This window comes from uncultured Algibacter sp. (assembly GCF_947495925.1).
Classification (GTDB): domain Bacteria; phylum Bacteroidota; class Bacteroidia; order Flavobacteriales; family Flavobacteriaceae; genus Algibacter_E.
Window position 1 is genome coordinate 194,564 of the sequence record NZ_CANMAU010000004.1, and the last position, 12,909, is coordinate 207,472.

Annotated in this window: 7 protein-coding genes; all 7 read left to right on the plus strand. The window is 32.8% G+C overall.

Annotated elements, in window-relative coordinates; translation table 11 throughout:
• Window positions 1-25: 25 nt before the first annotated feature.
• On the plus strand, window positions 26-2,455 hold the full coding sequence (locus Q0857_RS09935; RefSeq protein WP_298534547.1) for an ABC transporter permease: 2,430 nt from the start codon (window positions 26-28) through the stop codon (window positions 2,453-2,455).
• An 8-nt stretch (window positions 2,456-2,463) separates the two neighbouring features.
• Window positions 2,464-4,896: an ABC transporter permease gene (locus tag Q0857_RS09940; RefSeq protein ID WP_298534549.1), complete on the plus strand. Its 2,433-nt coding sequence runs from the start codon at window positions 2,464-2,466 to the stop codon at window positions 4,894-4,896.
• A 9-nt stretch (window positions 4,897-4,905) separates the two neighbouring features.
• Window positions 4,906-7,329 (plus strand): ABC transporter permease, encoded by a 2,424-nt coding sequence (locus tag Q0857_RS09945; protein WP_298534552.1) that lies wholly within the window; start codon window positions 4,906-4,908, stop codon window positions 7,327-7,329.
• Between the two features lie 22 nt (window positions 7,330-7,351).
• Complete coding sequence (locus tag Q0857_RS09950) at window positions 7,352-8,215, plus strand: alpha/beta hydrolase-fold protein (RefSeq protein ID WP_298534555.1); 864 nt, start codon at window positions 7,352-7,354, stop codon at window positions 8,213-8,215.
• Between the two features lie 3 nt (window positions 8,216-8,218).
• Window positions 8,219-10,609 (plus strand): ABC transporter permease, encoded by a 2,391-nt coding sequence (locus tag Q0857_RS09955; protein ID WP_298534557.1) that lies wholly within the window; start codon window positions 8,219-8,221, stop codon window positions 10,607-10,609.
• A 148-nt stretch (window positions 10,610-10,757) separates the two neighbouring features.
• The gene (locus tag Q0857_RS09960) at window positions 10,758-11,426 is read left to right on the plus strand and encodes an ABC transporter ATP-binding protein (RefSeq protein ID WP_298534560.1); all 669 of its coding nucleotides are present in this window, start codon (window positions 10,758-10,760) and stop codon (window positions 11,424-11,426) included.
• A 45-nt stretch (window positions 11,427-11,471) separates the two neighbouring features.
• Window positions 11,472-12,860 carry a TolC family protein gene (locus Q0857_RS09965; protein WP_298534563.1) on the plus strand — a complete coding sequence of 463 codons (1,389 nt, stop codon included), beginning with the start codon at window positions 11,472-11,474 and terminating at the stop codon, window positions 12,858-12,860.
• Window positions 12,861-12,909: the final 49 nt, after the last annotated feature.

Genomic DNA, 12,909 nt, shown 5'->3' on the forward strand with positions numbered 1-12,909 from the left:
GTATATTGGTGTCAAAAACGAAATCATGATACATAACTATTTTAAAATCGCATGGCGAAGTTTTATAAAAGATAAAAGCTTTACCACCATTAATTTATTAGGGCTTGCAACTGGTTTTGCTATTGCTTTATTAATTATTCAATATGTGAGGTTTGAATTGAGTTACGAAAACACTCATGAAAAGGCCAATAGAATTGTAAGGTTGACTTATGATATTATGGATGGTGAGACAGTGAGTTCGCAAGATTGCGAAACTAACCCGCCTTTAGGGGCTAAGTTGCAATCTGAAATGGCGGAGGTTGAAGATTTTACAAGAGTTTATCATATAGGAGAACCTACCATAACCATAGAAGTTGATAACAAACAATTTATAGTAGAAAAGGTGTATGCCATAGACCCATCTTTCTTTAACCTGTTTTCATACCCTTTAATACATGGAGAAAAGGAAGGTCTTCTTACACAACCCAATCAAACCGTTGTAACAGAGTCTATCGCTCTAAAATATTTTAATCGTACAAATGTAGTTGGAGAAACAATAGCTTTACCAGCAGCAGGAATGGAGTTATTATTGAATATCGTAGGGGTGATACCAGATAGTCCCTCTAATACCCATTTAAAGTTTGATATGTTAATGTCTTATACAACGATGCTTAAAGACCCTATTATGCAAGCATTATATGGGGAAACCGAGGATAATTGGAGTGGAAATAACACGTATACATATGCCTTACTTAACAAAAATGTTACATACGAAAGTTTTGCTCAGAATTTAATTGGATTTAATAAACAACTACGAAAAGAAGGTAAGTTAGAAACAGACCGCGTTATTAGTCAAAAAATTGAGGATATTCACTTGTATTCTAATAAACCTTTTGAGCCAGAACCAAATGGAGATGCTGCAACGGTATTTTTCTTGTTGGGTGTTGCTTTTCTTGTCATTATTAGTGCCTTTGTAAACTATGTGAATTTGGCAACATCTAAAGCTTTAGATAGAGCAAAGGAAGTAGGGGTTAGAAAAGTAGTAGGCTCAACAAAGAATCAGTTAAGGGGGCAGTTTTTAATAGAATCGTTATTAATGAACTTGTTAGCAGCTCTATGTGCATTGGTTATTATTTTCTTTGTTAAGATATACTTTATTGAAATAGCTGGATTGCCTTCAAGTTTTAGTGTTTTCTCAGACGTGTTTTTCTGGGGAATCGTTGGAGTATTTTTATTATTGGGAGTATTGTTTTCTGGCGTGTACCCAGCTTTAGTATTGTCGTCTTTTAAGCCTTCGCTCATATTAAAAGGGAACTTTACCCATTCATTTAAAGGGGTGTTGTTGCGTAAATCATTGGTTGTGTTTCAATTTAGCGTAACTATTATCTTGTTAATATTGGTGTTTACGATTACTAAACAATTGAGTTTTTTGAGAGACATGGAATTAGGTGTTGAAACGGATAATACCATAATTGTTGAAGCTCCTATACAAAGTGGTTCTACAGAAAAATATAGTGTATTTAAACAAAAGCTTCTAAATGATTCGAATATAGAAAATGTATCATTATCAGAGGCAGTACCTGGAGAACTGGCTAATGAAATGAGTACTACTACTGGAATTAATCTTTCGAACTCTTCAGAAAAGCGTAACCATAACTTCTATATCACAATTATTGATGAGAACTTTATTCCAGTAATGAATATGGAGTTATTATCAGGTTCAAATTTTGATGAAACTAGTACACCAGAAAAGAAGGAGGTTATTGTTAACGAGAGAGCATTGAGCCTTTGGGGGGTTAGCGATTACGAATTAGTTATAGGAGAAAAAATAAAAATGTGGGGATCAGAATGGACTATAAAAGGTGTGCTTAAAGACTATCATCAAGAATCAGCCAAAGCACCTTATGTGCCAATTATTCATCGATTTGGTAATTCTTTTGATGGGTTAGCAACCATTAAATTTCACAATGGAAATGCTAAAGAACAGTTAGCACAATTAGAAACAATCTATAAGTCGGTATTTCCAGAGGCACCTTTTTCGTTTTTTTTTATGGATACCGAATTTGATAAGCAGTTTAAGGCAGACAAACGTTTTCAGGAAGTATTTAATGTACTTACAGGATTTGCAATATTAATTGCATGTTTGGGATTATTTGGTTTAGCGTCTTTTACTGTTTTGAAACGGAAAAAAGAAATAGGAATTAGAAAAGTTATTGGCGCAAGTGTATCTACAATACTAATACTGTTATCAAAAAACTTTGTGAAAACGGTGTTGATCTCAATGCTTTTGGGAGCACCTATTGCCTATCTTTTGGCTAATTATTGGCTTGAAAATTTTGAAACCAGAATACATTTAAATATATGGTTGTTTACAATTCCAATATTACTGGTCTTGGTGCTTGTTATTTTTTCAATTAGTGTGAAAACTATTAATGCTGCTTTAACAAATCCTGTGCAATCGCTTAGGCAAGAATAAATATAGATATGATAGTAAATTATTTTAAAATAGCGTGGCGAAACCTTAAAAGGCAACCCTTTTTTACGTTTTTAAACATATTTGGCTTAACCATTGGTATGGCAGGAAGCTTGTTAATTGCCTTATACATCTATGATGAACTGAACTTTGACAACATGTTCCCAGATGCAGAACGCATACATCGTATTAATGTAGATATCAAGTTTGGTGGAGATGTAAGTAACTTGGCTGAGGTTTCAAGTCCAGTAGCTGAGGTTTTACAAAGTGATGTGCCTCAAATTGAATTAGTGACACGTTTTCGTAATAGTGGTAACATGTTGATAAAGAAAAGTGCAACCGATATAAATGTAAAGGAAACACAAGTGAGTTATGTTGATCCTAGCTTTTTTGAAATGTTTGGAGTAGATATATTATTTGGAGATAGCACATCTGCTTTAAATGAACCAAATACATTAGTATTAACTAAAACGGCTGCAGAGAAACACTTTAAAATTGGAGAAGCTGTTGGACAAAGTCTCATTTTAAATAATGGTGATACCTATGTGGTAACAGGCGTTATTGAAGATCTACCCAAGAATTCACTTTTAAGAAACCATGGTGTGTTTTTAGCTATGACTGGTAACGAAGAAGAAAAAGAAAACAATTGGGGGAGTAACGATTTTCCAACATTTATTAAACTATTGCCTACAGCAAAAATTGAGGACGTTCAAACGGCCTTAAATGGATTCTTTAAGAAATATTTTATTCCATTTGCACAACCCTATATGCCAGGTATTACAGAAGAGCAGTTTTTAGCATCTGGTAATTATTACAATTTTAGTACCATTAAGCTACAGGATATTCATTTACATTCTAATAGATTCCCAGAAATGAGTTCGAATGGGAGTATTCAGAATATTTATATTTTATCGTTTATAGGACTCTTTTTAATTGTTTTAGCAAGTGTTAATTTTATGAATTTGTCTACAGCACATTCTCTTAAACGTGCCAAAGAAGTGGGTATACGAAAAACATTGGGGTCTGGTAAAACGGCGTTAATAAAACAGTTTTTAGCAGAATCTGGTTTAATAACGTTTATTGCACTTCTGTTGGCTATTGGAGTTGCAGCTCTAGTACTTCCTTTTTTTAACACGCTAGCAGATAAGACCATGGAAATTCCTTTTAGTACGCCATCTTTCTGGTTAGTGATAATTATAGGCACCCTAATTCTTGGTCTTTTTTCAGGCATGTATCCAGCTTTTTTTATGTCTCGATTTATCCCTGTAGATGTGCTTAAAGGACATGCTAATGGTAGTCGTAAAGGTGGGGGGATCAGAAGTACGTTAGTCGTATTTCAATTTGCCATTTCTGTTTTTTTAATCATTAGTACTTTGGTTGTTTTTCAGCAGTTACAATACATTCAAAATAAAGATGTGGGGTATGCCAAAGATCAGGTTTTAGTCATACAAGATGTTGGTGTTTTAGGCAACCAACAACAAAGTTTCAAACAACAAGTGAAACAATTAGCACATGTAAAACAGGCAAGTTTGAGTAGTTATTTACCTATCCCCTCTTATAGAAGAGATCGAGGTTTTTATGAAGAAGGGGCTATAAGCCAAGAGAATGCATTACAAATGCAGAGCTGGGATGTAGATATGGATTATTTGTCAACACTAGATTTAGAGTTGGTTGCTGGTAGAGATTTTAATCAAACGTTTGGCAGTGATTCACTTAGCATTATAATAAATGAAGCAACTGTAAAAGTATTAGGTATAACGCCAGAGGAAGTTTTAAACAAACGATTTACTTATGAATTAGGAGTGGAAAACCCCAGATTCTATAAAGTTATTGGAGTTGTTAAAGATTTTCATTTTGAAACCTTACGAAATGATATTGCAGCATTAAGCATGCATATTGGAGGGTATGCCAACGATTTGGCTGTAAAAATTAATGCAAAGGACTATGCTGCAACCGTAGCCAACATTGATAACATATGGCAGAAAATGGCATCAGGGCAATTGTTTAATCATTATTTCATGGAAGATTCTTTTAATAACACCTATAATGCTGAACAGCGTTTAGGACGCATTTTCATAACCTTTACCATTCTTTCAATAGTAATAGCATGCTTAGGTTTATTTGGATTGGCCGCCTTTAGTGCTGAAAAACGCGCTAAAGAAATTGGAGTGCGTAAAGTATTGGGGGCAAGTGTCGGCCAGATTACCTATAAATTATCAGTCGATTTTTTAAGGTTAGTAGGTATAGCTATTTTAATAGCATTACCCCTTGCTTGGTATGCCATGAATAAATGGTTGGAAGATTTTGAATACAGTATAAGTATTGGATGGAGTGTATTTGCATTGGCTGTAGTTTTAGCATTATTGGTTTCAATCTTAACAATAAGCTTCCAAAGTATAAAAGCTGCTATTGTTAATCCTATTAAAAGTTTAAGAGCCGAATAACCATTTTATATGAAAAACAATTTTTTTAAACTATATATCAGGTTTTTACTTAAAAATAAGCTATTTACATTTATCAATGTTTTTGGTTTGGCAATAGGGGTTGTAACATGTGTAATACTCTTAAAGTATGTTGATTATCAAACAAGCTATGACAGTTTTTATCCTGATTATAACCAAGTATATAGAATTAACACAGATGTTTTTAAAAATAATCAAATAGTAGACAAAACAGCTAAGTCTTTTAGTGCTTTGGCACCAACACTAGAAGCAGAATTAGTAGAAGTAGAAGCTACAACTCGATTTGAACATGAGAAATGCTTAATGGATTATCGAGAAAAGGATTTTAAAATTAATGATAGAGATGTTTTATGGGTAGATAATACTTTTTTTGATGTCTTTAAATTTAAAATTTTAAAAGGTGATAAAACAACCCCTTTAACTCGACCATTTACAACAGCTATATCTTCATCTACAGCAAAACTTTATTTTAAAAATGAAGATCCAATTGGTAAAATCGTTAATCTTAACGGTACTGATTATCCTATGGAAGTTACAGCTGTTTTTGAAGATGTTCCTAAAAATTCACATATTAAATGTGATTTTTTGACATCAATAGCCACGGGCTACAGTAAAGGGTGGGATTCACCAAATGGAAACTGGAAATGGACTGGCAAGTATACATACGTTAAGTTGAAAAAAGGGATTACTGTTGAGGATTTCCAAAGTAAACTTGAAATACTGTTAAACAAATACTATGATTCAAAAACCCCTGAAATCAGAGTTTCGTTGAATCTAATACCAGTTAAAGACATTCATTTAAAAGCACATTTTAAGGATGAAATAACACCTTCATCGGGAGTCAGTATAACACGTATTAATTTTCTTTTCATTATTGCTATAATTATAATAGTTGTTGCTTGGGTGAATTTTATAAACCTAACAATTAGTAAATCAATGACCCGGACTTTAGAGATTGGCATAAAAAAAACACTTGGAGCAGTGAAATTCAGTTTGATGGGTGATTTTTTACTAGAATCTGTTTTTATGAGTGTACTGGCTTTTATAGTAGCTGTTTTTCTAATTACAACGGGGACTTTATTTATTGATCAATTTACAGAATTTGATTTTATACGTGATATATGGACAAACGTTTCTTTTTGGGTGCAAATTTTATTGTTTATGCTTTTAGGAGCTATAATAGCAGGACTGTATCCAGCAATTAGTTTATCTAAGTTATTGCCATCTAAAACACTAAAGGGTATTTTACCACATCAAAATATGTTGTTGAAAAGGGGGTTGGTTACATTCCAATTTATTGTCGCTATTGGGCTTATTTTTGGAACACTTACAATTTATGACCAATTAACTTTTATGAAAACAAAAGAACTAGGATTCAATGCTACAAATAAGTTGATTATTAGAGCACCAAAGTCTATGAATTCTCATAAGTTGGCTTTTTCTAATATGCATTCGTTTAAGAATACTGTTTCAGAATTATCTGGAGTTAATAATATTTCTGCTTCTAGAAGTATTCCCGGACAACAAGTCTTATATACAAGCCCATATTTTAAACAAAAGAGTAAAGATAAAATATCGGAAAGTAATTATCAAATAGCAATTATTGACCATGATTTTTTCGATACTTATAATATTCCTTTAATTGCTGGTAGAAATTTTACATCAAATTATAAGAATCATATATCTGATATTATTCTTAATGAAAAATCCGTAGAGCTTTTAGGGTTTGAGTCTCCTGAAGAAGCCTTAAATCAGCAGGTAATTGGTCCGGAAAATAAGGAGTTTACTGTAATTGGTGTTAATAAGAATTATCATCAACATGGTTTAAAATCAGATTTACAACCTACAATTTATAAATATGTTTTAAAGTACAATTATATTCATGGGCATTATTCCATAGCTGCTAATAAAGAACCTTTAGAAAGTTTAGTTCCTAAGGTGAAAGCTATTTGGAGTGAAATCTATCCTGAAGATACATTTGAATATTTTTTTATGGACGAATATTTTAATAAACAGTATGAGCAGGAAGATAGTTTTATGCAGATTTTCTTAATAGCATCTATGATTTCTATTCTAATTTGTTGCCTTGGTCTTTATGGTTTATCTGCTTACACAGCTTTACAACGAAAAAAAGAAACAGCTATTAGAAAAATAATTGGGGCTTCTGTAAAAGATATCTTTATCTTGTTTTTCAAAGAATATGTTTATCTAGTCATATTTTCTTTATTGATAGCATTACCCATAAGTTACTATATGTTAGAATCATGGTTGTCAAACTATGTTTATAGAGTAAGTATTAGTCTACTATTGGTGGTTTTATCTGTTCTAATACTGTTTGCTGTGGTATTAATAGCAGTATTGAGACATACTATTAGTTTAATAAAAATTAACCCTTCTGATAATATAAAGGTGTAATAGATTTATAAATAAAAAAGTTATGAGATTAAAAAAATCATCTAAATGGAGAACAAAAATGAGTAAGCTGTATAAAAAAATATTTTTTTATACAGCTTTTATTGCATTATGTACATCTAATGTAACGCTAGCACAACAAAATAAATATGTAATTCAAGATTCCATTTTTTCTAAAACATTAAACGAGTACAGGAATTATAGGGTGATCTTACCAGCAGATTATTATCCGAAATCAGACAAAAATTTCGATGTTATTTATGTACTGGATGGCGAAACGGTTGTAAACGTGGTATCTCCAACTCACAAAATAGCTTCAGATTGGGCGGTTATTCCTAGGTGTATTATTGTTGGTATTGATAACAAGTTCATCGATGGCGTAGTGATGCGAGATAGAGACTTATTGCCAACATATTATGATAAACGGGCACCTTTATCTGGAAAGGCAGATAATTACATCAAGTTTATTAAAGAAGAGTTAATGCCTTATATCGATAAAACATATGCTACATCAAAATTTAATACTCTTTTTGGGCATTCTCACGGTGGTACATTTGCCATATATAGTATGGCGAAAGAACCTAATTTATTTAATGCCTATATAACAGCAGACCCATCGCTATGGTGGGATAGTGGCTATGTTACTAAGCTAGCTAAAGAGACATTATCTGCTTCACCAGACTTAAATGCAAAATTGTTTATAACTGGCAGAAAAGGAAAGTCTTATAAAGGAATGGGAATTAACGCTATGGATATTGTTTTAGAAGAAAATGCACCTAAAACGTTAGTATGGAAAAGTATAGCCTATGATAATGAAACGCATATTACCATCTTATTAAAAACAGTTTATGATGGTTTGAAGTTCGTTTATCAAGATTATAAAAAATAATAGATGATAAAAAACTATTTAAAAATCGCGTGGAGAAACCTTTTAAGAAACAAAGGATATACTCTCATAAATATTGGAGGGCTATGTTTAGGAATGACCATTGTTTTGCTCATTGGTCTTTGGGTACAAGATGAACTTACTTTTGATAAAAATCACGAAAATTATAAAGATATTTCGCAGGTCTTGGTACGTAAGTCTCGTAACGGTAAAAAAGTAGTTCGTTATTCTTTACCATATCCTTTGGGGAGTGAATTGAGATTAAAACATGCGGAGGACTTTGAGCATATAGTGATGAGTTCCTTTCATGGTGATAATATTTTGGCATCAGAAGATAAAGTATTTACCAGGAATGGTGGTTTTATGGAACCTGGAGTGCTTAGTATGCTATCCTTAAATATGATTCACGGGGATTGGGAATGTTTAAATGATCCCTATGCTGTTGTTCTGTCAGAATCTACTTCAGAATCATTTTTTGGTAAAGCGAACCCATTAGGTAAAACTATTAAAATTGGCAACAAAATAGATGTTTTAGTCACAGGTGTTTATAAAGATTTACCACATAATTCAACATTTAAGAACCTAGAATTTATTTTGCCATGGGACTTATACGCTATCGCTTTTTCATGGGTTAAATATGCTAGAGATAATAATGTTTGGGATAATAATTCTTATCAGGTCTTTGTGCAAACGGCAAAAGGTAAAAGTTTGGCGGCTGTGACAAATAATATTGAAAAAACCGTATTTAATAATCTTTCAGAAGATGATAGACCAGATAATCCAAAATTATTATTAAACCCCATGGAAGATTGGCATTTGCGCTCAGGTTGGAGAGATGGTTTTAAATCTGGAGGTTTTATACAGTATGTTTGGTTATTTGGAATCATTGGACTTTTTGTGATGTTGCTAGCTTGCATTAATTTTATGAACCTTAGTACAGCACAGTCAGAAAAAAGAGCGAAAGAAGTTGGGATTAGAAAAACGATAGGGTCATCAAAGAAACAGCTGATTAATCAGTTTTTAGTTGAGTCTTTTCTCATGGTTTCATTAGCATTCTTATTTGCTGTGCTTATTGTGTTTTTAGTAATACCGTCATTCAATTTATTAGCAGATAAAGAGATTGTTTTTCCTTTTAATAATGGTCAATTTTGGTTCATTAGTTTTCTTTTCATAGTAATCACAAGCCTTTTGGCTGGAAGTTATCCCGCTTTATATTTATCGTCTTTTCGCCCCGTAAGTGTGCTCAAGGGAGCTTTTAAAACAGGTAAGTCAACAACAACATTTAGAAGAGTGCTTGTTGTTATGCAGTTTACAGTATCTGTTATCCTCATTATAGGTACTGTTGTTGTTCACAAGCAAATACATTATGTAAAGAGCAGGCCAATGGGTTATGATATGAACGGTGTTATTATGATTGGGAAAAATACGGAGGATTATGAAGGGAAGTATAATATTATGCGCAGTGAACTTTTAAACAGTGGAGCCGTGGTAGAAATGGCCGAATCTTCAAGCCCCTTAACAGATGTCTGGAGTACCACTGGAGGGTTTGAGTGGGAAGGTAAGTCTGCAGGTTTTATTACCAATTTAGCGACCATATCTATATCTCATGACTATGGAAAAACGATTGGATGGGATTTAGTTGAAGGACGAGATTTTTCCAGAGATTTTGCTACAGATTCTACCGCTTTTGTGCTCAATGAATCTGCAGTAAAATATATGGGCTTGAAAGATCCGGTTGGGAAAATAATTAGATGGAATAATCAAGAACATGAGGTTATAGGTGTTGTTAAAGATATTTTGGCCACCTCGCCGTTTGAGCCCATTATGCAAACCGTTTATTTGATAAAGTATAGCAACACCAACTGGATCGAATTAAAACTCAACCCTAATCAAAGTGTATCTTCAGCTTTATCAACAGTCAAGAACGTAATGGCTAAGCATGCTCCCAATGTGCCTTTCGATTATCAGTTTGTTGACGATACTTTTGCGAAGAAGTTTGAAGCTATAGAACGCATAGGTAAATTGTCTACTATATTTTCTATGCTTGCCATTTTTATTAGTTGTCTCGGGCTTTTTGGTTTGGCTTCGTTTATAGCAGAAAAACGAACCAAAGAAATTGGAATAAGAAAGGTTATTGGGGCTTCGGTGTTTGATATATGGGAGTTACTTTCAAAAGATTTTATTAAACTGGTTGTTGTTGCCATTATTATAGCAACGCCATTGGCGTATTATGGGGGTATAAACTGGTTGAATAATTACACCTATCGTACTGATGTATCATGGTGGGTTTTTGTTATTGCGAGTTTAGGAGCTGTTGGAATTACATTAATTACTGTAAGTTTTCAAGCTTTAAAAACTGCTTTTACAAACCCCATAAAAAGTTTAAGAACGGAATAAACTCTGGAATATAAAGTGTTCTATTATGGGACAGTATTGTATCAATTTCGAACAGGTTATGATATATGTGTGAATCTAAGTGGTTCTTTTTTAGTAGTTTAAATACTGGCATGATATTGTTGTCTTTCTAATCAAAACATGTAAATAAATGATATTACAACTAAAGAATCTTTTTAAATGGGTAAATTCTGGTGGTAACCGCGTTTTTCTTTTAAATGACATAGACTTTACGGTAGAAGAAGGTGAATTTATTTCCATCATGGGGCCATCTGGTTCTGGAAAAACAACCTTACTAAATGTTATTGGAATGTTAGACGACTTTAATGAAGGTGAGTATAACTTTTTAGGAGAACCCGTTCATAATTTAAAAGAAAAGCACAGATCTAATTTATACAAAGAATATATAGGGTTTGTATTTCAATCCTACCACTTAATTGATGAACTCACGGTGTATGAAAATATAGAAACCCCATTACTATATAAAAAACACAGTAGATCTGAGCGAAAGGCTATGGTAGCAGATATGCTTGATAGATTCAATATTGTTGGAAAAAAAGATTTGTTCCCGTCGCAGTTAAGTGGAGGTCAACAACAATTAGTAGGCATCGCAAGAGCATTAGTGTCAAGCCCAAAACTTATTTTAGCTGACGAACCCACAGGTAATTTAAATTCTACGCAAGGTGAAGAAATTATGCAGTTATTTAAAAAATTAAACGAAGAAGGTGTAACTATAGTTCAAGTAACACATTCAGAAAATAATGCTGCACATGGCTCTCGAACTATTCGTTTAAAAGATGGTTTGATAGTCAATAATTGATTTGAAAGGATGTTAAATAAAATTATAATATTAATAACAGTTTTGATGCTTTCTATTTGGGAAGGTAATGGGCAAAGTGATGTTGTACAAACTCTAAATTTAGAAGAGTGTATTGCTATAGCCATGGAGAATAATTTTGATGTTAAAGGTTCTAGGCTGAGGTCAGAATCGTCAAAAGTCAATTATAAACAAGCAAGGAATGAATTACTTCCAAATCTTAACATGAATTATAATTTAGGGGTTAACGATGGACGTAGTATAGATCCCTTTACCAATAGCTATAGTAACCAGCAACTTACCTTTTCTAACTTGGGAGCAAATTTGAATTTTTCCTTTTTTAATGGGTTTAGACTTTTGAATAGTATTAAGCAAAGCCGATTTAACATGCAGGCGGCAGAAATGGAATTGGAAGAGGCTAAACAGGATCTGAAACTTAATGTTACCATAGGCTACATCCTAATTTTGAATAATCGAGATTTGGTAACATTGGCTAAATCTAGACTAGAAGCAACCAATGCGCAGTTGAATAGACTTAAAGCGCGTTATGACTCTGGCGCAGGAAACCCTGTTGATTATACCGATATGAAAGGGCAATATGCCTTAGATCAGGCGGCTATATATGATGCCGAAAACAGACTTAAGTTTGCTGTATTGGAATTTATAAGATTATTAAATATAGAGTCTAATGGAGATAAAGATGTAGAAAACATATCGGGTTTAATTGAGTCAGGTAAATATCAATTATCTGCAGCTCAAATTTATGAAGAAGCCCTACAGAATTTAGCAACCTTTAAGGCGAAACAGTTTAGAATTGATGCCGCAGAGAAAGGTATTAAGGTAGCAAAATCTGATTATTTTCCTGAGGTTTCCTTGTTTGGGCAATTGAATACTAATTATTCCAGTTTGGCAAAAACATTTACTGAAACGGGTACCAGTATTATTGAAACCACTAGCTTCGTTAATATTGCGAATCAGGATTATCCAGTTTTCGAGAGTCAAACTCAGTTTGATGGTAGTAAAATAAATTATGAAGATCAGTTTAATAATAACCTGAATAGCGTTGTTGGTGTTTCTGTTCGAGTGCCTTTATTTAATGGTTTTAGAGCAAAGAATAATGTTGAATTACAAAGAGTGCAACTAGAGGAATCTAAATTAGATTTGGAGAATACACAATTACTTTTTAAACAATCTATTGAACAAGCTTACAATAATATGGAAACAGCTTATAATAGGTATTATGCGGTTCAAGATCAGGTAGCAGCATTTGAAGAATCCTTTAGAGTCAATGAAGTAAGGTTTAATAATGGTGTTTCAAATATAGTTGAGTACATAACGAGTAAAAACAATATTGATAATGCCCAACTTAATTTGAATAAAGCTAAATATGAGTACATTTTAAGGATAAAAATATTAGATTATTACCGAGGGGTTTAGTGCTTCTTTTCAGTGTTTCAAATTGATTTTTTCAAATTCTTAACCCGTT

Bases quoted from the DNA above. Each gene is read 5' to 3' on its own strand.
- Q0857_RS09935 (WP_298534547.1), top strand. From the start codon at position 26: ATGATACATAACTATTTTAAAATCGCATGGCGAAGTTTTATAAAAGAT.
- Q0857_RS09940 (WP_298534549.1), top strand. From the start codon at position 2,464: ATGATAGTAAATTATTTTAAAATAGCGTGGCGAAACCTTAAAAGGCAA.
- Q0857_RS09945 (WP_298534552.1), top strand. From the start codon at position 4,906: ATGAAAAACAATTTTTTTAAACTATATATCAGGTTTTTACTTAAAAAT.
- Q0857_RS09950 (WP_298534555.1), top strand. From the start codon at position 7,352: ATGAGATTAAAAAAATCATCTAAATGGAGAACAAAAATGAGTAAGCTG.
- Q0857_RS09955 (WP_298534557.1), top strand. From the start codon at position 8,219: ATGATAAAAAACTATTTAAAAATCGCGTGGAGAAACCTTTTAAGAAAC.
- Q0857_RS09960 (WP_298534560.1), top strand. From the start codon at position 10,758: ATGATATTACAACTAAAGAATCTTTTTAAATGGGTAAATTCTGGTGGT.
- Q0857_RS09965 (WP_298534563.1), top strand. From the start codon at position 11,472: ATGCTTTCTATTTGGGAAGGTAATGGGCAAAGTGATGTTGTACAAACT.